Source organism: Bdellovibrio sp. ZFWA1, assembly GCF_056175665.1.
In genome coordinates this window covers 746381-769540 of the sequence record NZ_JBJKJH010000001.1, presented here as the reverse complement: position 1 = coordinate 769540, position 23160 = coordinate 746381, and the positions used below count along the sequence as shown (strand labels likewise).

Sequence of the window (23160 nt, the reverse complement as noted above, 5' to 3'; positions counted from 1 at the left end):
ATGAATTAGATGTGCAGTCAAAGACTGTAGCGTACGTCAGTAAGGACGAGGTGAGATATGGAATTTAAACCCTTAAGTGGCCGAGATTTTCCAAGATTTTCTGCAATAAAAACTTTTTTCCGTATGCCAATTGCCAATATTCAAGATGATTTCGATGTGGCTTTGTTTGGGATTCCCTATGACGGTGGAGTCTCTTATCGACCCGGCGCAAGATTTGCTCCTTCGAAAGTTCGAGAGCTATCCAGCTTGGGGCGAGGTTTTCATTGGGGCCGAGCTCAGACATTTTTCGAAAAAATTCGTGTGGCTGATATCGGAGACTGCCCAACAGTTCCGATAGACCAAGCGCAGACTTATGAGCGTATTGAAAAATTTGTGACTCAAATTTTAGATTCGAAAAAAAGATTTGTCTCGGTCGGCGGTGATCATTCTACCACTTTGCCGGTGTTACGGGCCTTGCGCAAACATTATGGGCGCCCGCTGGCATTTATTCATTTTGATGCCCACTTAGACACGTATCCTGCGGCATGGAACTGCGAATATCATCATGGTGCTTTTGCACGTCATGCTGTGGAAGAGGGTTTGGTGGATCCCAAGCAGATGATTCAAATAGGTATTCGAGGTCCGCTTGCGGGGGGCGATGATTTGGATTTTGTAAAACGCCATGGTATTCGAGTGGTCACAGTAGACGAAATTCGCGTTCAAGGTCTTGAAAGCTTTTTGAAGACACTGCCCGAGTTTAAAAATATTCCAACCTACATAAGCTATGACATTGATAATTTGGATCCAGCATTTGCTCCTGGGACGGGAACGCCAGTACCAGGGGGCTTATCAACATATGAAGTTCAAAGAATTTTTCGCGCCCTCAAGATTGATCAAATGGTTGGGGGGGATGTCGTCGAAATATGTCCTGCATATGATCATGCTGATATTACTTCTTTAGCCGGCGTTGATGCCATGTTTGAGATGCTACATTTGATGGCGAGCTCAAAATAAAGAAAAAGGCGGTTGGGTAAACCGCCTTTTTTTTTAAATCTGTTGATCTGGAGCCAAACCTTTTTTCTTAATCTTTTCTACTAAGGTTGTGCGGTTCAGGCGCAATAGAGCTGCTGCCTGGTTGCGGTTCCATCCGGTTTTCTCTAAGGCCTTGGTGATAAGGGCATTTTCGAAAGCATCGACGGCGCTGTTAAAATCAAGGCCGCCCTCTGGAATCTCTAACGAGCCAATCTCTGTCTTAGCCGCTTTCGAGGTTTTATATTTCGCCGGTAGATCGCTGACATCAACTTGGCCTTGTCCTTTAAGAATGGTCATTCGCTCGACAAGATTTTCAAGTTCGCGAATATTGCCAGGCCAATTGTAGTTCATCAGGCACTCTAAGGCATCCGCGGTGATGCCGGTTAAACCTTTGCCTTTATTGCGACCAAATATATCCATAAAGTGATTTAACAAAAGTGGGATATCCGAGCGACGCTCGCGCAGAGCAGGAACAGGCATCGGAATGACGTTCAGTCGATAGAACAGATCTTCTCGGAATCGGCCATTTTCGACAGCATCTTCTAAGTTAATGTTGGTTGCGGCGATCACGCGAACATTGACGGTCACTGTTTTTGTCGAGCCCACAGGTTCAAAACTGCGCTCTTGCAGAGCTCGTAAAAGTTTGACCTGAAGGGATGGTTCTAGATCACCGATTTCATCTAAAAAGATAGTCCCACCATCGGCCATTTCAAAACGACCCATGCGGTTGGCGATCGCTCCGGTAAATGCGCCTTTGATATGACCGAAAAGTTCACTTTCTAAAAGCTCAGAAGGAATGGCTCCACAGTTGATAGGAATAAAAGGGCCATTTGCACGAGGCGAGTTGTAGTGAATTGCTTTAGCAATCAATTCTTTTCCGGTTCCGGATTCACCTTGGACTAATATGGTCGAGTCCGAGTCAGCAACTCGCTCGATCAATCCTAAAACGTTCTGAATTTGTTCGCTGGTTCCAATAATCTGATCAAATTTGTATTTTTTATTTAGCTCTGAACGAAGCTGTTTGTTTTCTTGTTGAAGCTGCTTATGGGCCATAGCTTTTTCCACTAAGCTTAACAGTTCATCCAGGTTAAAAGGCTTAGTTACAAAATGGAATGCGCCCTTTTGGGTTGCACGTACTGCGGATTCGACAGTCGCATGTCCAGTTAAGATGATAACTTCGCAGGAAGGATACTGATTTTTGATCCAGGTCATAAACTCGATACCATCGCCATCAGGCAGATTTAAATCGACAATGGCTAGATCAACAGAGGTGTCTCCTTGGCAAAGGAGTTTGGCTTCTTCAATTTTATTTGCAGTGATGACGCTAAGTCCTTTGCGATCAAGCACTCTAAATAAAGCCGTTCTAAGACTGGATTCATCATCCAAAATAAGAACTCTTTGGTTTCGCATGAACCTTCCTTCCTGGTGGGTTCGAAAATCCGAATTAGATCCTGGAGGAGTCTTTAATAAATCCTTTTTAAAGATCCTTACAGTAGGATAACAAATTTGACGGGACTGTCAAAAAATCCGCACCAATTAAGGCTTTCAGGACCCTAAAACTGGACGAGGGAAGGAAATTTTTGCCAGGTAGAGGCCTGAACTTGCAGGCTCAAAATCTAGGCTGGCATTGTGGTCTCGAAGGATCTGTTGAGCCACTGGAAGTGCTAAACCTACAGGAGCATTGAAGTTTTCTTGAGTCGTCGATTCAAGATCATTGAGATTGCGAATATTGATTCGGATTTTTTCGAGGTCTGCTGAAACATCAATGATGACGTGAAGGGGAAGCGAATTCTTTTCACGTTTCTTTTCTAAAAGATGATCAATGTGTGCCTGAAGAACGTTCTTGAGGGCTTGAGCGAGCATATTAAAATGTCCTCGAATCTCAAAAGTAGCGGTTTGAAAATTGCCATCAATAAGAATTCCCGCAGACTTTGTTTTCAGCTCAATCACTTTAAGTGCGCGAATGATGACCTCTTTGATTTCGAAAGTTTTTTCGGTATCCGAGCCGGGATCTCGGGTGAACCCCAGAAGATTCTGAATGATTTCTTTGCAGCGCAAAGCCCCTTGCTCCATCTCTAAGATGTCTGGATACAGCGGATGAGAGTTTGGAAGATCCATCTTTATCAGCTGAGTGAAACTGATAATTCCCGCCAGAGGATTATTTAATTCATGAGCAATACTGCTGCCGATAGTTCCCAGCTCGGCTAAGCGTGCGGACTCTAGAATCTGCCTTTCCATTTTCACTTGCTCGGTGATGTCATGATATTGATGCACAAAAACTGGAGGCTTTTGTGCATCTAATAACAAACTCTGTGAAAAGACTTCGAAGTGCTTCCGTTGATGGTCTTTGATTTCCATACGGAAGTTTTGCCCGCGACGGCAGTCGGCGCAGGGCTTGTCTTTTTTAAAAAGCACCTCATAACACTTGCGGCTTTTCGTCGACTCGATGTCGGGAATAGACTTTAGGTTGTTTGTCTGAATAATGTCGTAATTTGGATCGATAATCACGACTGGCTCGGACATCGAGTTGAATGTCGTTTCCCATTGTTCTTTGATGGTTTCAATCTGTTGAAGCTTGTGAATTCGGTCCAGGGCTAAGCTGACGGTTTCTGCAACCCTTTGAAGGAAGTTGCTTTCTTCTTTATTGAAGGCCCGATCCGGAGCCCTCATGAAAAAAATGGATCCTGTTTTACTATGATTTTTAAACAGGCCCACTTTGAGGGCGGCAAAATTCAGATCTTTCTTTAATTGATTTTCAAATAGCTCATCTTGGGGAGAGAAAAAAATGCGAATCCATGACGTGTCCACTGTTGGCGCTAAAGCATGAACAAGAGTGCTTTCTATTTCAGCCACCGAGCTGGATTGGTGAACCGCTATTAATGCCTTCTTTAAACCTTCGATTCGATTATTGGTAATGAATAATTTTCTTCTTGATTCTGTGAGATACCGAGTCCTTTTTTCAACTCGTTGCTCTAATTCGATTTGAAGTTTTTTAAGAGCCGAAGTTTGCTCTCGAATTAGGACAACCAGATTTTCATCTTGCTTTCTTTGGTTGGCTTCTTCGATGGCCGAATAAAGAAATTTTTCCATCTCGGGGTCTTGGGTGTCTTTAAGTATCCGAAAGAAATTGTACTGCTCGTGAAGCTGAGCCAATTTATCGGAAGAAAAATCCGATGGTACAGAGGCGATAAATTGAGTCGCTGGATGTCGGTCCTTTATAGTTTTAAAGATATCAGCAAATTTCTTTTCCAAAATATTCGTGATAGTCAGAACGATCACGTCGTAGTCGGTCTTTTCAATCCATTGGCGCGCCGTTATTAAATCCGGGGCGATCTGTATACCCCAGTCTTCAAGCTTACGATCCCAACTACCGACAAAAAGAAAGCCTGCCTTTAGAGTTTGCATGTATCCAGCAATTCTTTTAGGTGATGGATTGTGAAATCGGGGTGATCTTCGGGGAGCTCTGGTTGTTCGCCGATATGTTCTCCGTATGCGAAGTAACAAGTTTGGCAGCCCAGCTTTTTCGCATCACGAATTTCAGCCGAGAGGCGGTTGCCGATACTTAAAAGAGCTGCCGGTGAGATGTTTTCTCGCGCCAAGATGTCTGCAAAAGCTTTTTCTTTTCTTTCGCCTCGGAAGGAATCTAGAATGTAAATCTTTTTAAAGAATTTCTCGATTCCTAGGGCTGAAATCTTTTGTAGTTGGGCGTCCCTTTGTCCCATGGTGACTAAGTACATTGGAAATCTTGAAAAAAGATTTTTTAAAAGCTCTTCGCCTCCATCCATGATTGGTAAGCGAGGCGGAACCTCTGGCGAATAAAATTCCGAGATCGCGGATTGTAAGGCCAGCTCCCGTTCAGCGCCCTCGTAGGTGTCGGTGATAATGCCAAATATTTCAGGATGCGAAAAAATGCGAGAAAGTTCTTTGCGAAGTTTTAGACACTCTTCCAGGGTACAGCTTGTGCCGACAGACATCATCGCTAAGCAGGCCTTTTCAGCGGCTTTTGGAATAAGCAAACCCGAGGTGTCCAGTAGGGTGTCATCAAGATCAAAAGCCAAGGTTTTAATCATAGGATCTCCTTGGTCATCATAAGTCGAATGAGTCCATTTTTAAAGCGTGGCCAGATGCTATCGAGAGGATCATGTTCTTGGGCCTCGATGCATATAACGGGAATTTTATGCTCTAGCCAGCCGTATTGGCCTAAGCTTCCTGGTGTTGGATAGCCGATGTCTTCTCGGACTTCGTAGCCTGTGTCGGTTCCTAGAATTTCTGCGGCTTTTTTGCCGGTTTTTCCCGTATAGACAATGCACGGCTCCCAAGAGTGGAAATGGACAATCAGTTGTGGTTTTTTACTTGAAATGAAACTGATAAGGGCTTGAGTTTCTAGTTCGCTTCCGGCTTGGGGGCCTGGCCAATAGCGGGGAGCTTTGGCATCAGAGGTCCAATCAGCCGAGGGAAAGTTTCGGTTCAGGTCGACACCGTTGGCATTGGTTCTTTGTAAAATTTGGTAGCCGTCAGGGTTGATACAGGGGATCAGATGCCAATTGTGAACGGTTGTGTCGTTGTTTTCTTGCAACCATTTTAAAAAATCTTGTGCTAAGCGGACTCCCTCGGGTTCGTCGCCGTGAACTCCTCCAATGAAGAGGATGTTTGTATTCGCTGAAGTGTGTGTTTTTGAATACAATTCAATGGGAGTCCCGCGCGATGTCGTAGCCCAACAAGAATCGTGCAAAATTTTTTGTTGCATGCGATGATTGAAACTGATTTTTTCTGACTTGAAAAGGAAATTGCCGATGGCTGACAATAAAGTTGAAAATTTGACGATGATAGTCCTAGCTGCCGGTAAAGGAACTCGTATGAAGTCTCCTTTACCTAAAGTTTTACATCCCGTGGCAGGGCGTCCCATGGTAGAAAAAGTCATTAAGGCTGCTCAAAAAGCAGGAGCCTCTGAAGTTCGAGTGATTGTGGGACACGGCGGCCCGCTGGTGAAGTCGGTGGTAGAGCCTTTGGGATGCTCGACTTTTGTACAGGATGAACAGCTTGGTACTGCGCATGCCGTGCGGTGTGCAAAACCTGAAGAGTTAGAGGGGGACGTTGTCATTATGAATGGCGACCATCCTTTGATTGAAGCTGCTGACGTAGAAGATTTTATTCGTAATTTTCGGGATCAGCGTTGCGATCTAGCTGTTGTGACGGCGTCAGTAAAAAAGCCCGGCGAATTTGGTCGTATCGTTCGTCATCACGGGACTTTAAAGGCTATAGTAGAAGCTAAAGATGCTTCGGCCGAAACCCTAAAAATTCGAGAAATCAATACTGGGATTTACATTGTTAAAGCTCAGGTTTTAGCGAAGCTCCTTCCTCAGATAAAAAATAATAATGCAAAAAAAGAATATTATATCACGGATATGATCTCGATGGCGATAGAGGCGGGACTAAAAGTTCAAGCTATCGCTTCAACTCCTAAAGTGGCTGTTGGTGTGAATACTCAGTTGGAATTAGCAAAAGCCACTCGCTTGCTCTTTTTAAGAAAAGCTCGTCGCTTGCTTGAAGAAGGGGTTTTACTTATTGATCCAAAAACGACCTACATCGAAGAGACTGTTGAAGTTGGTGCTGGCTCGGTGATTTATCCGAACGTGTTTATTCGTGGAACTTCGAAGGTGGGCTCTTTTACAGTTATCGAATCTAATTCATTTATTTCCGACTGTGAAATTGGTCAAAGTGTTCAAATTAAGGCGGGTAGCTATTTAGAAACTTCTTACATTTTGAATAAAGCTTCAGTTGGCCCCTATGCTCGCATTCGCCCGGAAACTATTATTGGTGAAGAGGCTCATGTGGGTAACTTTGTGGAAATGAAAAAAGTTGTCTTTGGTCGGAAATCAAAGGCGGGTCATTTGACTTATTTAGGTGACGCTGAAATTGGCGAAGAGGTAAATGTTGGTTGTGGGACTATTACCTGCAATTACGCTGTTGATAAAAAGAAATATAAAACAAAAATTGGAAATCGTGTTTTTGTTGGAAGTGATACCCAATTCGTTGCGCCGATTGAAGTTGGTGATGATGCGATTATTGGATCCGGATCGACAATTACAAAATCTGTTCCGGCCAAGGCTTTGGCCGTTGCCCGAGGCAAACAGGTGAATATCGAAAATTTTATGGAAAGAAAATCTAACTCTGAGAAGACATCTCAGACCGAGGAATAACTTATGTGCGGAATCGTAGGATATCTGGGCCCTCAAAATCCCAAAGACATTATTGTTAGCGGATTAAAAAAATTAGAATATCGCGGGTACGACAGTGCCGGTGTTGCGATTCTTCACGAAGGAAAAACAAAGCGTGTCCGAGCTTTAGGAAAGTTGAAGGCTTTGGAAGATAAGCTTTCGAATGAACACTTCGATGGTCATATCGGAATTGGTCATACTCGTTGGGCGACCCACGGAGCTCCGTCAGAGCGCAATGCCCATCCACACCAAGTACGTGGCATTAGTTTGGTTCATAACGGAATCATCGAGAACTACGTCGAAATTCGTGAAGAGCTTTTAAAAAATGGCGCCCACATTACTTCTGATACTGACTCCGAGTTGGTGGCTCATTTGGTTGCCAACGAAATCGAGAAGACTCAGGATCTTTATCAAGCAGTAGAAAGAACTCTTCACCATTTGCGAGGTGCTTTTTCAATTTGCGTGATGTGGGAGCAAGAGCCGAATCATTTAGTAGCGTTTAAGGACGGACCGCCATTGGTGGTAGGAATTGGCGAAAAAGAATCTTTCGTTGCTTCTGATGTGCAAGCGTTGATTCAGTACACGAAGAAGTTTGTGTATTTGGAAGATCGTGAAATTGCAGATATCAAAGGTACGGATATTCGCTTTTTCTCGGCGAATGGATTTCCTATTCAGAAAAAAGTTGTAGAGTTGAACTGGAATCCTGAAATGGTTGAAAAGCAGGGTTATTCCCATTTCATGTTGAAAGAAATTTACGAACAGCCTCGAGCTGTTGCTGCGGCGATTGAGCCTCATGTCAATACTGAAACGTTCAGCGTTGCGATGAAGAACATCGGTTTTTCCGCGAAGTCCGTACAAGATCTTGAGAACTTAGATTCTGCTGCTGACTGGAAAAAAACGGCAGAGATCTTAAAAGGTATCGAGCGAGTTTTTATTGTGGCTTGTGGAACAAGTTTCTATGCGGGGCAAGTTGGTAAGTATCTTATTGAGCAATTGGCAAAGGTGCCGGTAGAGACTGATATTGCCAGTGAGTTCCGCTATCGGAATCCTGTTATCCCTCCAAAGACTTTGCTAATTACGGTGTCTCAGTCGGGCGAGACGGCAGATACTTTGGCTGCCATTCGCATGGCTAAAGAAATGGGCGCAACGACTTTGAGCATCTGCAACGTGCGAAATTCTACAATCGACCGCGAAGCTCATGGTCATTTGTATATGAATTCAGGTCCAGAAATTGGTGTGGCTTCGACGAAGGCATTCACTTCAACATTAGCAGTTTTGAATTGTTTTGCGATTGCGATGGGTGCGGTTCGTGGTGTTGTAAGTCGCGATCAAGAAAAAGAACTTGTTCAGGCTCTTCTTGCGACGCCTTCGCAAATGGAAGTGGTGTTGGCGTATGATAAATACTTCGATGAAGCAGCCCATAAGTTGAAAGAGTTCAGAGGATTTTTATATTTGGGCCGAGGCACAAGCTTCCCGATCGCGATGGAAGGTGCTTTGAAACTTAAAGAGTTGGCCTACATGCATGCCGAAGGTTATGCAGCAGGTGAAATGAAGCACGGGCCCTTGGCCTTGATTGATGAGCGTATGGCTATCGTTATGATTGCACCGACTGACCATTTATATGAAAAGTCGATCAGTAATTTGGAAGAGGCACGGGCTCGTGGTGGACGTGTAATTTCCATAGGCACTGGTGATAACGAACAACTTCGCAAGGTCAGTGATTATTATTTGGCATTGCCGAAGGCTCACTGGACAGTGAACCATTTGTTGTCCGTGATTCCGTTGCAACTGATGTCGTTCCACTTGGCTTCAAGCCTAGGTTACGACGTCGATCAGCCCCGCAACCTAGCAAAGTCAGTCACCGTAGAGTAAGCGCGGTCACGCGAAAAGCGCATGGCCCTTGGGCCATCGCTAGACAAGGGCCGGTAGGCGAAAATTCCGTATAAATAAAAATGGTCTACTTTGTGTAGATCATTTTTATTTTACTAACATAGCCGAGATACACTTAGAGCCAACCCAGCCTGGGGACCATGGCGAGGTTCCGACTCGAGTCAGGGTTTTTGCTACAGGATCGTATTTGAATTTTTCAATATTATAATTGGTGACTGTAGCCGAGATCGCATTTGCCATGGCGACATAAAGAGTGCTGTCCGAAGAATCATAGGCCATGGAGGTCGCACCAAACAAATAGGGTGCATACTTTGTTCCGGCACTTGAATTGTTTTCTAAAAGACTTTGACCATTAGTGATGGCATTAGTTGTAGGGTCAATATCATAAACATAGATAGAGTTCATGTTATTGCCAGTTGTTGAGTCGGCCATCGATACTAGCAGCTGGTTAGAGCCTGAAAGATAGACCATATCGGTAATGTATGAAGGTACTGTCACTGCCGCTGTGCTGAGACAGTCTCCGGCAACCTTGTAGCCAGCCGCTGCGATAATCGAAATTTTTCGGCTAGAGGCTGTTGCTGAAGCATGCCCATAGACAATCTTGCCATTAGGTAAAACTAATGTCGAAGTGACCAAGGTGTTAGAGGCTCCGCAGTTGCCTGCTGGGTTGTTCACCCAAGGATTGGCGCCGGCAAGATCACGGCTTGGTGACATATTGATTCTTTCGATGGCTGTCGTTTTATTGACTAGAAATGCGCCATTGATCGAGTCAAAGGCACTTCGTCTTAGAACTCCGCTAAATGCAGTAGCATTTGTGTAGAAGTATGTTGGCGATGTTGTACTGTCTTTAACGGATTCAATTCTGCGAGCTCCTGCAGTTGTGTTTTCCACAACTACCCAGATCGATTCACTATCTTTTGAGTGAATGCTGACAGGGCTTGAGCCGGGCACTGCAGCAGCTGTGTTGTAATCAGCAAGGATTTCTCCGGGGGCTCCGGTGGATAAATTTACTTTGTATATTAAGTTCGAAGCGGTCGTAGAGGTAAAAGTCGTTATACCATTTCCTGAATAGCAAAGACCGCTAGCCACATAAAGGGCCTTGCCTGATGAAGAGGAATCGACAAGATTTTTCTTAGCGCACGAAGCTCCACTTAGTGCGATAAAAGCGAAAATCCATTTTTGCCAATTCTTTAAGATCATTCTAAAGACTCCTTGAGGTAATATCGGCGTCTTTGTCTGATTCTTGATATCAAATTGATAAAAGCTTGAGAATCTAGACTCTGTTTGAGAAGTAACTGGTCGTTCGCTTGGCCGCTAGCCAGTTTGTTTTTTCATCGCTTGCTGGTAGTGGACGTAAGCCGTTAGTAGGGCCTCGAGACGCGATATCATCGAGTCCTCGACGTTCACAAACATCAGCCGACGAGGATTGGTAAGATCACCAACAATATTCGCCTTGAATAGTAAACGCGCTTTTTGAGGATTGGGTTCGAAACGGTTGATGATAACCAAATCGAAGGGCTTATTTAAAAAGCTTTTCGGTATGGCATCTTCAAGCAATGTTCCCGTTGCTGAAATATTTTTGGAAAAAGTACGGAACGAGCCTTCTTTGTTAATAAGAACAATTTCTAGTTTGAAGTTGTGCCGAATGGCGCGACGACGGTCGTCCTCAACATCTGTATGAGTGATTGTTTCGGTTTTTAAAGGCTTTACCTTATTTAAGTCATCTAAACTTAGTTGATCGCCAGTAAAGTCATTATGGTAATAGCCATAATCGATCTTTTCTTGCTTTTGAGGGGTGCCAATAATAATTTGAGTGAAGTCAGCATCGCCTTTTTTCTTTTTTGTACTTTTTGTTGTGCTTCCGACATTGGTGATGGCTGTTTTGGTTTTGTCTAGATCTAGAACCTTAGTGGTTGCTATATTTTTTCTATTGGGATTGGCTTCAGGGCGAGGCGGTTGGGCCATTGCAAAATACTTCTGATCTGTTTTTAGATATTCCCCTAGGCATTGCCACTCGGGCCAGCCAGGTGTCCAAATAAAAAATTTGTTGAGGTCTTTCATCTTTAACTGAAGCAATAGCATTTGAGCCTGAACCACTGACATGGGTTTAGTTTCGTTTCCGGATTCAGCGTCGTAGAATACCCAAACTCGTCCTTCAGCTTTCATAGAATAAAAAAACCTCCGAAAATCTTTTCGGAGGTTTCAGAAAGAACCTTAAGATGAGCCTTTGTTCTAGACCTTTAGGCAGGAGGCTATGTGAGAGCTTCCAACGTTTTTAAGCTGAGGCGTCTGTTGACGGCACTCTTCTGAAGCCGACGGACAGCGAGGATTGAAGTAGCAACCCGCTGGTGGATTGATCGGGCTAGGAACATCTCCAGTAAGGATAATGCGGTCTCCTTGACGTTTAGGGTCTGGTACTGGAATTGCTGACAGCAAAGCCTTGGTGTAAGGATGCTTAGGATTCATGTAAAGCTCTTCAGCTTCCGCCATCTCTACAATTTTACCCAAATACATCACAGCTACTCGAGTTGAAACGTGTTCGACAACTTTTAAGTCGTGGGCGATGAATACGTAAGTAAGACCTAGTTTTTGCTGCAGATCCATTAAAAGATTCACAACTTGAGCTTGAATCGAAACATCCAAAGCCGAAACAGGCTCGTCACAAACGATCAGTTTTGGATTTACAGCCAAGGCCCGCGCAATGCCCACACGCTGTCTTTGTCCACCCGAGAACTCGTGAGGATAGCGGTTTAGCGCTTCTTTACGAAGGCCAACCAGCTCGGCCAATTGGTGAATACGATCCGTACGATCTTTTGGAGTTTCGAATAGGTTATGAATAATCAGAGGCTCTTCAAGAATAGCTCCGATTGTCATACGTGGATTTAGTGAAGCAAAGGGATCTTGGAAGATGATTTGCATTTTTTTACGAAGTTCGCGCAATTCTTCGCCTTCAGTGTGCGTGATGTTTTTTCCTTCGAAGAAAATATTTCCTGAAGAAACATCGTGAAGGCGAATCAAGCAGCGACCCAAAGTGGACTTCCCGCAGCCAGATTCTCCGACTAGTCCTAGGGTTTCGCCTTCTTTAAGTTCGAAAGAAACATCCGAGACGGCTTTTACACTAGCAACTTCGCGCGAAAGAATTCCACCATAGATGGGAAAGTGTTTAACAAGATTTTCAACTTTTAAAAGAGTTTGGCTCATTAAGCGTTCTCCTCAGATAGGGGGTGGAAGCAAGCCACTTTACGTGATCCACGAAGGTTTTCCAAAGGTGGCATCGCTTGCCCACAATCTGCTTTGGCATATTTGCAGCGTTCTTGGAAACGGCAACCTTTTGGAAGATTCAGTAGCGAGGGCACCATTCCCGGAATAGTGTTGAGGCGCTCTAGCTTTTGACCACTTTCAAAGTGAGGAATCGATTCCAGCAAGCCTTTTGTGTAAGGGTGTTTGGGGCGATAAAAAATATCTTCTACAGTGCCATACTCGACAACTTTTCCAGCATACATCACCATGACTTCTTGGCACATCTCTGCAACAACCCCAAGGTCATGAGTGATCAAAATCATGCCTGCATTGAATTCCTTTTGAAGTTTACGCATGAGATCTAAAATCTGCGCTTGAATGGTCACGTCCAAAGCTGTGGTTGGCTCATCGGCAATCAACAGCTCGGGATTGCATGAGATGGCCATTGCGATCATAACACGTTGGCGCATACCACCTGATAACTGGTGGGGGAATTCAAAGAAGCGCTTTTCAGGTGCTGGAATGCCGACCAAGCGAAGCATATCGACGGCTTTTTCGCGAGCTTGCGCTTTGTTAAGATTTTTTTGGTGCAGTAAAATAGCTTCTTCGATTTGATCGCCAATTGTGAAAACAGGATTGAGCGAAGTCATAGGCTCTTGGAAGATCATCGCAATGTTATTGCCACGAATGGTTCGCATTTGATCATCAGACATCGACAGTAGGTCTTGGCCTTTAAATAGAATTTGACCGTTTTCGATGGAACCCGGTTTCTGAATAAGACGCATGATCGACAAAGAGGTCACTGATTTTCCGCATCCGGACTCACCAACGATTCCTAAGGTCTGACCTTTTTTAACCGAAAAGCTGACGTCATCAACGGCGAAAAAAGAACCGTCGTCAGTTTTAAACTTCGTCTTTAAGTTTTGGACTTCTAAAAGATTTTCGCTCACCGGGTTGTCTCCAATCTAAATCGGGCTTTCTTATATAGTTCAGTGCGTAAAAAGGGTACCAAAAATCTCAATTAGGATGCATTTTAGCCGTGCGTTACCGCTCTAAATGCAGATCCCAGGGCCAAGTTCGAATGATTTGGGGAAGCTCGTCATAGTGGCCAAGGACTCGATGGGCTCCAAGCCCCTGCAAAATATTCACGTCCGTGTAGCCAAAACCAATAGCGAGGGCTCCGGTGCCGGCACGTCTGGCCGAGACAATGTCGGGGGTTCCGTCACCAATCATAATAGTTTCGGCGGCCGAGACTTTGGCTTTTTCCATCATTGTTCTTAGGGGAAGAGGGCTGGGTTTGCGCTCTGCAAGACTATCGGCCCCAAAGATATCGATCCAAGGGTATTTATCTAAGCCCAAATGGCGAATAATGATCTTTGCTGGGGCGATATTCTTATTTGTTATAATTCCCATTGGCCCAGCATAAGAGTCTAAAAATTTTTCGACGCCAGGGAAAATTCGAGTTTGATTCAACATTTCTTTTTCGTAGGTACGCAGAAATTCTTGCTCGAGTTCAATTTGTTTTTGTTCGTTGTTGAGGGCTTCTGGAAAGAAGTCCGAGAGCAGCTTACGGAGTCCTTCGCCGATGTGGGCCACGATTGTTGCGTGAGGAAGTGGGGACTTTCCGTTGTTCAAAAGTGTTTTATTTAACGCCTCAGAGATATCAAGTGCCGAATCAATCAGGGTGCCATCTAAATCAAAAACTAACATTGGGTTATTCATGCAAAGTATTCTTGCATGAATAACAGAAGCATGCCAGTTTGCAATTTATGCGCGATCAAAAAAAATCGATTGAAAATGAGTATCTGGATTCGGTTGTTCCTGCCGAGAACCCGACGAAGTTGGCTTCGCGAATGGCTGCAGAAAAGTTAGGTCTGGCTCGGATTAGTGTGGCTCCACATGAGGCACAGTTGTTAAAAGTTTTGGTGACTCTGGCGGGATGTCGCCGCTTTATTGAAATTGGTACTTTGACTGGTTTGTCGGCGCAGTATCTTTGGGAGGCCTTACCTGAAGGTGGGGAACTTTGGACTTTGGAAAAAGCCCCAGAGCACGCGGAAGAGGCGCAGAAGATCTTTGAAAGCTTGAATTCATCTGCTGAAATGAATAAAAAAATTCACGTAATTGTTGGAGATGCTCGGGTCGAGCTTTTGAAGCTTGCAGAGCTTGGGCCTTTTGATGGAATTTTTATTGATGGCAACAAGGCTGCTTATGGAGACTATCTGGCCTGGGCCGAGACGCATATTCGAAAAGGCGGACTTGTTTTAGCAGATAATGTTTTTTTGTCAGGTGCAGTTTGGGGCGAGGCAACGACTCAGAAGTTTAGCGAAAAGCAGATCAAAGTGCTTCAAGAGTTCAATCGAAGAGTTACAAATCCTGATTTATATCAAGGAGTTATAGTGCCCACCTGGGAGGGTTTGTCGGTATCGGTGAAGCTCTTTTAAAAAGTGCTCAAGTGGTATTGGGGGTCTAAGGGGAGGCCACTTTTTTGTGGCAGTCCCCTGCATTTCCTTGTATACCAAAACTACAGAGAGATTGAAAAGGACGGTAAGGCTTGGCTAAAGACGATTTAGTAAACGTAGAAGGTAAGATCACGGACATGTTCGGTGGGGGAACTTACCAAGTAACTCTTGAAAATGGTGTCGCGATCAATGCGCGCCTTTGCGGTAAAATGAAAAAATTCAATATCAAAGTTGTTGTTGGGGACCGCGTAACAGTGGGTGTTTCTCCTTACGATCCAACACATGGTTTGATTATCCACCGCCACAGAGTTTAGTTTTCAGTTTGTGTATTTAAAAAGGGAGCCTTGGGCTCCCTTTTTTATTTTGCTGCAAGCAAAGTCGAATGTCTTTTTAAAAAACTGCTGACCGTTGGTTCGTATTCGGTTCGAAAATCCTTAAGGCCGTTGAGGTGTCCAGCTTCAGGTAGACTTAATTTTTGCCAGTCTAAATTTGCGTGCGGTTCGAAGACCTCATCGATATGCGCTGGCGGAATTAACTTATCTTTCCATCCACGAATTGAAAGAATTGGGAAGTGCGAGGGGAACTTGTCTAAATCGGCGTGAATGTCTTTGTGAAGTAAGGGACTCCAGCCCAGGCTTAAAAGGGGAGTTAGTGCCACTTTTAAAGGAAAGAAGTTGATCTTCATTTCGTGAGTATACAGGTTCCAAGCTGATGGGATAAATTTTGCGGTGGGGCCCGAATCACAAATCATTGCAACAACATCAGAGCACTGACGTCGGGCCATAGCTTCAAATGCCGAAGCGCAAGGATTTGAAAATGAAAATACAATTTTCTTTCCAGGTAACATATTCAGTAACTGTTCTATTTGTTCGCTGTAGCGATGTTTTGCGCCAAATTTACCATTAGTGCTAACCGGAATTTTTCCACGCAAAAGATCTTTGTGATCACCTTCAAGTTCAAAAGCAAATGCATCAAAGCCCAACTTGTTTGCCAGCTCGATATGCCTTTTAAGTTGAGCTTTCTTCCCTTGATAAAAAGGAACAAAAAAAACAGTCTCCAGGTAGAGCTTATTTTCAGCAGGATAGAATTCACCTTTAAACGGATACGCATGACTAGACATAGGGCTATTTTGGTCTTCTCTGGCGTAGGAGTCTAGGAAAATTCTGCTGGGTGATTCTTAAAACTCTGGTAATTCAGGCTGGGCGAGTAGGAACTTGTAACTTTGTTCAGTAACATTTAAGCATGAGAAAAACTCGGCTCGTTTTTTTTATATTTTGGATCGGCAGTACTTTATCGGCTTGCACCAAGGGGAGTCCCTTGGTTGAGTTTTTAGAATCTCGTCGTCCTATTGGTAAAGCACCGGCTGGTAGTCGGGCTTCGACGGTGCAGGGTTCAAATCATATTGCGGGAACTTATAGTGTAAGCTTACAAACAGATGGGCAATCGGCTGGCTATGGTTCGACTCCGGGAGGATATCAGGTGCGATATCAGCTAAGAGGTGCGACTCCATGAAGTTAATTTCTATAGTTATTTTTAGTCTATTCCTTTTTCGTTTTGCCTTAGCGGCTCCCGAATCCTTAGCATTATCTGGGCAGATATTAAAATCCGACGGATCTGCATTCGAATACAGCTCCGTAAGTTTTGTTATAGAAATAGTCGATCCCGCCGGCAGTTGCACTTTATTTAAAGAGCAAGTGAATGGCTACAATATGACTGGAAGCAAAGGTTACTTTGATCTTGCGGTGGGGGCGGGGACGCGATCCTTTCCAGATCCAGGGGCGTTTCCTTCATTCGTAATTAGTCAAGTTTTCGAGAGCGGAACTTCCTTAAGTTGCCTGGCAGGAGGCAGTTACACAGCTCCAAACAATGCCGCTCGTAAGTTGCGAGTTAGTTTCTATGACGGAAGTTCTTGGCAATTGATTTCTCCAGACAAAGTGATTCATTCCACGGGGTTTGCTTTTAATGCAAATTCTGCAAACTCTGTTCAGGGTAAAACTATTAATGATTTGATGTTGAAAAATCAATTCCCAGGCAGCGCTTGCTCGGGCGGTCAGGTAGCAAGTTGGGATGGTTCTCAAGTTTTGTGTGTGACTCCGGCGTCGGGAGTCTTGGATGTCTTGGCGGGCACTGGCTTGAGTGTTACGGGAACCACGACAAAAACGCTGTCAGCAAATTTTGGTACAACAGCCGGGACAATCATGCAAGGCAATGACTCGCGAGTTGTCAGTGCTATTCAGACAGGCACTTCATTTTCAGGTGATGTTAGTGGCGTCTATTCGGCGACAAAGGTAGAAAAAATTCAAACGGTTCCTGTTAGTGCTACCTTGCCGACAAGTGGGCAGGTTCTAAGTTACAACGGCAGCGTGTGGGCTCCTCAGAGTATCGCTGCGGGTGGAGTGACGTCGGTGGGAATGGCCGTGCCTGCTTACATGACTGTTTCAGGGGCTCCGATAACTACAAGTGGTACAATCACTTTGGGGTTTTCGTCTGCCGCTGGAAATAAGGTTTTTGCTTCACCAATCGGGGCGGCCGGGCTGCCAAGTTTTAGAAGTCTTAATATTGGAGACATCAAATCGACGGTAGGTGGGCTTGATTTTTTGAATACGGCCCCAGCTTGTTCTGCAGGGACGGCACTTTCATATATTTCAGCAACTGATAGAATTGAATGCGTCAGTGTGTCGTTGTGGAGTGTCTCAGGGTCCGATGTTTTTAGGTCTTCGGGGAATGTGGGGATCGGAACATCAACACCCTCAACTCCATTGCATGTATCAAGTACTTCTTCAACGGTGGGAAAGCTTCAATCTACGAGTCCTGTTTCTATTTTAGAAATCACTAATAACACAGGGACAACCCAGCTATACACTGGGGCATCGAACAGCTTTGTTATGAGGTCTGAGTCTGGAAAATTTTGGTACTTTGAAGATGCAGATGGGAGTTTTACGACTAATCGTTTTAAAATGACGACCGCTGCAGCTGATGGACTCTTTTTAAAGTCTGATGCTTCGGGCGCTGCTTCTTGGTCAACTGTGCCGGGGACTATTCTAAACCCCGGAGCCGCCAGCAATTTTGCGATTGGGGCAACCGGTTATGCGCTGAACGGAACAAGTGCTAACAATACATTGTATGGCTTAGATGCAGGAAAAAGTTTGAACTCGGCAACTAACAACACTGCGATTGGAAAAGCGGCATTGTTTAATACGACCACTGGATCCTATAACGTCGCAATTGGTTTAGAGTCCTTACCAAACTTAACATCGGGAACCTTTAATACCGCCTTGGGACATCAGAATGCGGCCAACGTTGATACGGGAACTCAGAATTTATTTTTAGGAGCTCGAGCTGGTTTTTATGCTGCTGGAGCAAGTTCACGAAATGTATTTATTGGCTATAATTCTGGACCAGCCTCAAACACTGTCCTCAACGATCAACTTTGGATAGTCAATTCAACTGGAACTCCCTTAATTTTTGGTGATTTCGCTGGAAAAAAAGTTGGGATAGGGACAATTTCTCCGACGGCGGTTTTAGATATTCAGTATCCTGATTTAACCTCGGCAATTAGTATTACTAATACCAGTTCTTCGGCTTCTCAGATTCCTACGCTTGCGATCAATCAGTACAATAACTCTGATGTGAATGCGTCTCCTAGAATAATTTTGAAGAGATCGAGAGGAACCATGGCTTCAAGATCTGCGGTTCAGAATGGTGATATGCTTGGAAAAATTCAAGTTTTTGGTCAATATGATTCCTCGGCCAGTGATCGATTTGCGTCAGCCATAGAATTTGTGGCGACAGCGAATTTTTCAGCCTCAGCTTCTAACACAGCAATTAATTTTGTAACAGATAGTGGTGGAACATCGTCAGTTAAGATGAGTATTCGCGATAATGGAAATATCGGAGTGGGTACAGTATCTCCGTCTTATAAGTTTGACGTGCAAGGTGGTGACATCAATACATCAGGCAGCGTTAGGGCGGCGGGAGTGGCGCTGTCCTCGGATGTTCGCTTTAAAAAGAACGTAATGACGATCGAAAACTCGCTGAACAAAATACTGTCTTTGCGTGGAGTTGAGTATGATTGGCGCAAAGAAGAGTTTCCGTCGAGGGGATTTACAGATCATCATCAAATAGGTGTGATTGCTCAAGAGGTTGAAAAAATATTTCCAGAGCTTATTTTAGAAGATCATCAAGGATATAAATCCGTGAACTATCCGGCTTTGGTGGCTCCATTGGTTGAGTCAGTTAAAGAGCTAAATGCTAAAAAGGTAAATCAAGTAGAGTTCGAAAAACTGCGTGCTGAAAATGAAATGATGAAAAAGTGGATTTGCTCGAAAGATCCAGATGCTGGGTTCTGCCAATAAAAAAATCCTCGAAGTTTCCTTCGAGGATTTTTTTTCCGAATTTTAAAATAATATCGAACTAGGTTAGCCAATTAGTGGCGAACAGGCCAAAGCTCTGTCCAGTGAGTACCCGCAGGGGCGGCTACCGTTTTTGCTTCGTGCAAAGCAGATTCTGCAACAACCACTTTTTCAAGCGCAGTTTCAGAAAGAACTTTTCCACAAGCCTCAACAACAGCGTCGGCATCGATGCTGTGGAAGTGGTAGATTTCTGAAGGGCGACCACACTTCGAGTGCTTGCGTACAGCCAAAGCCTCTTGGCGAACACCAATCACTGATCCGATATTGTCCAACAATCCAGCTTCACCGTCGTGAACACTGACTACTGGAATACGGCGGCCTGAAGCTGTCACTAAATCGCCTGCGCCAACATCTGTTGTGCGGATATACAAGTCGCTGTTGATACCAAGACCTTGTTTCAAGTATTGGTAGTCATTTTCGTGAGCTTGAATTCCAACTAATAAGTCAGATGAAGTCACAACAATCACGTTTGCGTAAATGCCACGAGCAAGCAAGCTTTCAGATGCCTTGATGGCCTCTGTCACCATTGAGCCCATTGCAAAAACATTCACGACATTGTCGCCTGGTTCGTAACCAGCATAGCCACGGTAGTCGATAAGGTAATATGCACCTTGTAGAACTTCTTCGCGGATTGTGCGAAGCATAGATGCTTCGTCAATATTAGCTACTTCTTCTTCATTAGCTCCACCAGCTACAGGGTAGTTGGCGCGAGCAAGCAAAACTTGCTCTGCTTTGAAGCGAGCTTGCTTTTTTAAGTAAGTCATAAAGTCTTTTTGTTCTGCACCACGAGTCACTAGACGAAGCAATGAGCCTGTGCGGCCAGCGTTGTCGTTCAATACATGACGTTTCATAGTGTCGCACAAAATCCAGTCTAATTCTTGGCAGAAGAATGGCTCCCAAGTGATTTGATTTGGAATTTGAATGTCGGACTTCCAACCGTGCTGAGCGCCTTCAGGTGATAATGTCACGCCTGATGGTGTTCCCACGCAAATGAATGAAGACTTCCAATAAAGATTATAGAAGTATTGATCCAATGCTCGCTTAATAAAGAAGTCGTAGACTGTCATCAATGGCATGATTGGAATGCCCAAGATGTCGCGCATTTTACCAAATGAACCAACACAAGACATTACGTTGCTTTCTGCAATTTCAAAGCGCAAGAAGCGATCGTTTTCTTCTTCACCAGGGACTAAGTCAGGAAGTTTGTTGTCTTTCACACCCAAGTCAGCTTCGTAGTCCATCACAACCGGAGCACCAAAGATTTTACCGTCCATTGCTGGGTTCAAATTCGTTGATGTACCAACGTCAGGAGCCATCGTGATGAAAAGTTCACCAGGAAGTTTGAATGGTTTTTCGTGATCAGTCAGAGCTTTTTGTTTTTCACCCAGCTTAGATTCTTCAAGCGGAGTATTGGCAATACGAACAAGTTTTGCTGTCAACTGACCAAGCATCCACTGCGTGTGAGGGTAGCTTGTCATTTTGGTATTGATATCAAGTGACTCAGGGATTTCGCCCCACTTCGTCAAAGCATTCAAGAAGAACTCTTGGTTTTTTGCTTTAAGAGCATTCTGAGCTTTGATTTCAGAGTAGATTTTTTCTCCGCGCTCTTTAAGGAATTTACCTTCAGCTGAAGTCGCTGAGAACTTTTCAAAAAGTTTATCGCCAGTGATGCCCTGTTTAGCTCGCAAATCCATCACTTCGTCTTCTGTCACCATTTGTGAGTGGTTGCCAGGAGCTGCAGCACAACGAAGTCCCCAACCTTTTAAAGTGTGGGCAATAATGATTGTTGGTTTGCGTTTGCTCTGTTTCGAACGAAGCATAGCATCGGCAAGCAAGAACATATCGTGGCCACCGAAATCACGGAAGGCATCGTAAAGCTCTTGATCAGAAACACCTTCAAGGAACTTTTTGAGCTTAGGACGTTCTTTTGTGAGGCCCTTTTTCAAGGCTTTCATGTCCTGAACAAGAAGGAGTGCTTGGAGTTCGTAGTCTTGAAGTTCGTTTTCAAGGAAGTTTTTAAACTCATCGCCTCCAGCTTTTTTAAACAAAGCTTCACGCTTTGATCCGTGACGAATTTGAATAACTTCCCAACCGTTGGCTGCCATAGTTCTTTCAATACGATCCGCATCTGAACCATTCATGATTTTTTGGTTCGAGATACGATGTCCATCAAGAGATTGGCGGTTGTAGTCCACAATCCAAGTGAGAGATCCTAATTCGCGCTCTGCAAATTCAGGAACTGCTTCATACATTGATCCTTCGCGGAATTCAGAGTCTCCAGACACAGCCCAGAAGTGAGCATCTGGAACTTCGTAGCCGTGTTCACGAGCGTAGCGATATGCCAACGCTAGGTATCCGGCGTTCACTGGTGGAATACCAACAGAGCCTGACGGGAAGAAGTTGTGTTTATCAGAGTCGTAAGCTGAGTGGTAAGATTGAAAAACAGGTTCGCCGTTTTTAGAATACTTACGCAAGCCCATCATTGCCGTGTCAGCTTCTTCTTGAGAAAGCTGTGATAAGTCTTCACGCAATAGATTTTCCAGCAAGTAGTTGTAGGCGTGATCCGTTGGAGACGCGTGAGGTTTGTTGGCAATGTGGTCAAAGCCCGTCTTTGCGATGAGGTGTAACGCACCCATGATATGCAAAGCAGATGCGCAACCAGCCGGGTGGCCGCCAATTTTAGGGTCGCCCTTTTCTTTGTCAGTACGATGGTTGGCTTGATAGATCATTTGAGTCGCAAGATAGTGAGCGCGACGTGCGATGGAGTCTAAGACATCCTTGTTCAGTTTTTTAAGTGCTGAATTTTCCAAGTGGTTCTCCTTAAAATATCGAGGGCAAAGTAGCACTTTGCCCTACTAGAGTCACGACCCTAATTTTAAACTTTTAAGAGACAAATATGCTATGCGGCATAGGTCGTGTTTTAGACTTCTAGAACAAAGTCCCAACGTATTTTGACGGTCCCATCATCCTCTAGAATGCCTTTGGGGGGATTTGGGAATGGAGCCGCTGCGCGAAATGCTTCGGTAGCTGCGTCATCTAAATCTTGAATGCCCGAGACACCAACGACCTGCACTCTCACCAAAGTTCCAGCGGAATTTAAAACGACGATAACTTTGGTCACTCTGTCCTGATTTACGGAAGCGGGAGCCCGATTCTTTTTATAGTAATTGGAAAGTTTCTCGCGAACTTTGCCCTCCCAGTGTTGGGCCAACTGTTTTCTGATGCGATCGTAGTAAGAGTAGTACTTGAACTCTCTGGTATTTAACAACGTTTGTAATCCCTGATCGACATTTTTAAGATAGTCATTGGTTTGACTTTGCTCTTGGCTTGTTCCCTTTGAACCCTCGCTGCCTGCAACATTCCCTTGACGGTCGGCAGGTTGTGGGAGCTCTTCGGCTTTTTGTCGAGCTCGTTCGATACCTTCGGAAGCATCATATCTTTTAAACAGATCTTCCATCTTTGGTGGATTCTGAGCAATTTGTTGGTTTGAGCTAGAATCACGACGAGTTGTAGACTTAGATGGTTCCGTCTGACCTTTCGGGGCTGCTTGCTGCGCCGAATTTTTAAATTCGCCTCTTTGAGCAGCTTGAGTCTGCTTAGTGACCCTCTGGTCTTTTTCACTTAGGAAACGCGCCTTTTCATCTCGGTCATTGTTGACAAATTGATCTTGTTGGACGATCTGATTTTTCAAGACTTCTGTCGGGTTTTTTTTCTGAGGAAGATTTTTTTGAACTTCTTCAATTTCTGGTTTTGAAATGAACTCGACGCTGACGGTTTGGTGTTGAGTCAATGGAATCAGCTTAGAAGTAATAAATAGAGTTGCAAAAAGTACGACGTGAAAAAGAATAGATAACAGGAAACCCGCAGCAGTCGAGCGTTTCGTTGTATTTTTCTCAGTGCTTTGCTGCATGAATTTCATAGGTTTTCCTC

Annotated in this window: 19 protein-coding genes; 7 read left to right on the top strand and 12 right to left on the bottom strand. The window is 44.4% G+C overall.

All coding sequences use genetic code 11. From position 1 onward, the window contains the following. The first annotated feature begins 57 nt into the window (after nt 1-57). Complete coding sequence (gene speB, locus AC04MN_RS03635) at nt 58-993, top strand: agmatinase (protein ID WP_475381829.1); 936 nt, start codon at nt 58-60, stop codon at nt 991-993. 33 nt (nt 994-1026) lie between these two features. On the opposite strand, the gene AC04MN_RS03630 is transcribed toward speB, so the two are convergent. From AC04MN_RS03630 to AC04MN_RS03615, 4 genes are all read right to left on the bottom strand, one after another. Beyond that, nucleotides 1027-2421: a sigma-54-dependent transcriptional regulator gene (locus tag AC04MN_RS03630; RefSeq protein WP_475381828.1), complete on the bottom strand. Its 1395-nt coding sequence runs from the start codon at nt 2419-2421 to the stop codon at nt 1027-1029. Between the two features lie 135 nt (nt 2422-2556). Then, nucleotides 2557-4416, bottom strand: a complete 1860-nt coding sequence (locus AC04MN_RS03625; RefSeq protein WP_475381827.1) for a histidine kinase dimerization/phospho-acceptor domain-containing protein — start codon at nt 4414-4416, stop codon at nt 2557-2559. After that, nucleotides 4404-5081 carry an HAD family hydrolase gene (locus AC04MN_RS03620; RefSeq protein WP_475381826.1) on the bottom strand — a complete coding sequence of 226 codons (678 nt, stop codon included), beginning with the start codon at nt 5079-5081 and terminating at the stop codon, nt 4404-4406. The genes AC04MN_RS03625 and AC04MN_RS03620 overlap by 13 nt, the downstream gene beginning before the upstream one ends. Continuing rightward, nucleotides 5078-5758 (bottom strand): DUF2817 domain-containing protein, encoded by a 681-nt coding sequence (locus tag AC04MN_RS03615; RefSeq protein ID WP_475381825.1) that lies wholly within the window; start codon nt 5756-5758, stop codon nt 5078-5080. Before AC04MN_RS03615 ends, AC04MN_RS03620 begins: the two co-directional genes overlap by 4 nt. A gap of 46 nt (nt 5759-5804) precedes the next feature. Between AC04MN_RS03615 and glmU the strand changes: the two genes are divergently transcribed. Beyond that, nucleotides 5805-7211 carry a bifunctional UDP-N-acetylglucosamine diphosphorylase/glucosamine-1-phosphate N-acetyltransferase GlmU gene (gene glmU / locus AC04MN_RS03610; RefSeq protein WP_475381824.1) on the top strand — a complete coding sequence of 469 codons (1407 nt, stop codon included), beginning with the start codon at nt 5805-5807 and terminating at the stop codon, nt 7209-7211. Nucleotides 7212-7214: 3 nt separating this feature from the next. Continuing rightward, nucleotides 7215-9101 carry a glutamine--fructose-6-phosphate transaminase (isomerizing) gene (gene glmS, locus AC04MN_RS03605; protein ID WP_475381823.1) on the top strand — a complete coding sequence of 629 codons (1887 nt, stop codon included), beginning with the start codon at nt 7215-7217 and terminating at the stop codon, nt 9099-9101. A 105-nt stretch (nt 9102-9206) separates the two neighbouring features. Here glmS and AC04MN_RS03600 read toward each other — a convergent pair whose 3' ends face one another. The 5 genes from AC04MN_RS03600 to AC04MN_RS03580 form a co-directional block, all read right to left on the bottom strand. Continuing rightward, a complete protein-coding gene (locus tag AC04MN_RS03600; RefSeq protein WP_475381822.1) occupies nt 9207-10319 on the bottom strand; it encodes a hypothetical protein in 1113 nt (370 codons plus the stop codon). 114 nt (nt 10320-10433) lie between these two features. After that, nucleotides 10434-11285, bottom strand: coding sequence for a PilZ domain-containing protein (locus tag AC04MN_RS03595; protein WP_475381821.1), 852 nt, complete (start codon nt 11283-11285; stop codon nt 10434-10436). A gap of 66 nt (nt 11286-11351) precedes the next feature. Further along, nucleotides 11352-12320, bottom strand: a complete 969-nt coding sequence (locus AC04MN_RS03590; RefSeq protein ID WP_475381820.1) for an ABC transporter ATP-binding protein — start codon at nt 12318-12320, stop codon at nt 11352-11354. After that, nucleotides 12320-13309, bottom strand: a complete 990-nt coding sequence (locus AC04MN_RS03585) for an ABC transporter ATP-binding protein (RefSeq protein ID WP_475381819.1) — start codon at nt 13307-13309, stop codon at nt 12320-12322. Before AC04MN_RS03585 ends, AC04MN_RS03590 begins: the two co-directional genes overlap by 1 nt. A gap of 94 nt (nt 13310-13403) precedes the next feature. Then, nucleotides 13404-14081: an HAD family hydrolase gene (locus AC04MN_RS03580; protein ID WP_475381818.1), complete on the bottom strand. Its 678-nt coding sequence runs from the start codon at nt 14079-14081 to the stop codon at nt 13404-13406. Between the two features lie 47 nt (nt 14082-14128). Between AC04MN_RS03580 and AC04MN_RS03575 the strand changes: the two genes are divergently transcribed. After that, the gene (locus tag AC04MN_RS03575; protein WP_475381817.1) at nt 14129-14800 is read left to right on the top strand and encodes an O-methyltransferase; all 672 of its coding nucleotides are present in this window, start codon (nt 14129-14131) and stop codon (nt 14798-14800) included. A gap of 110 nt (nt 14801-14910) precedes the next feature. Continuing rightward, entirely contained in the window at nt 14911-15132 is a 222-nt protein-coding gene (gene infA, locus AC04MN_RS03570) for a translation initiation factor IF-1 (RefSeq protein WP_475381816.1), read from the top strand. Between the two features lie 44 nt (nt 15133-15176). On the opposite strand, the gene AC04MN_RS03565 is transcribed toward infA, so the two are convergent. Then, nucleotides 15177-15938, bottom strand: a complete 762-nt coding sequence (locus AC04MN_RS03565; protein WP_475381815.1) for a hypothetical protein — start codon at nt 15936-15938, stop codon at nt 15177-15179. 122 nt (nt 15939-16060) lie between these two features. Here AC04MN_RS03565 and AC04MN_RS03560 point away from each other — a divergent pair, with 122 nt between their 5' ends. Beyond that, nucleotides 16061-16330: a hypothetical protein gene (locus AC04MN_RS03560; protein WP_475381814.1), complete on the top strand. Its 270-nt coding sequence runs from the start codon at nt 16061-16063 to the stop codon at nt 16328-16330. After that, nucleotides 16327-19173: a tail fiber domain-containing protein gene (locus AC04MN_RS03555; protein WP_475381813.1), complete on the top strand. Its 2847-nt coding sequence runs from the start codon at nt 16327-16329 to the stop codon at nt 19171-19173. Before AC04MN_RS03560 ends, AC04MN_RS03555 begins: the two co-directional genes overlap by 4 nt. Nucleotides 19174-19244: 71 nt before the next feature. Here the strand turns inward: AC04MN_RS03555 and AC04MN_RS03550 are convergent, their stop codons facing one another. Beyond that, nucleotides 19245-22040 carry a thiamine pyrophosphate-dependent enzyme gene (locus AC04MN_RS03550; RefSeq protein WP_475381812.1) on the bottom strand — a complete coding sequence of 932 codons (2796 nt, stop codon included), beginning with the start codon at nt 22038-22040 and terminating at the stop codon, nt 19245-19247. Between the two features lie 110 nt (nt 22041-22150). After that, nucleotides 22151-23149 (bottom strand): TonB family protein, encoded by a 999-nt coding sequence (locus tag AC04MN_RS03545; protein ID WP_475381811.1) that lies wholly within the window; start codon nt 23147-23149, stop codon nt 22151-22153. Between the last annotated feature and the right edge of the window lie 11 nt (nt 23150-23160).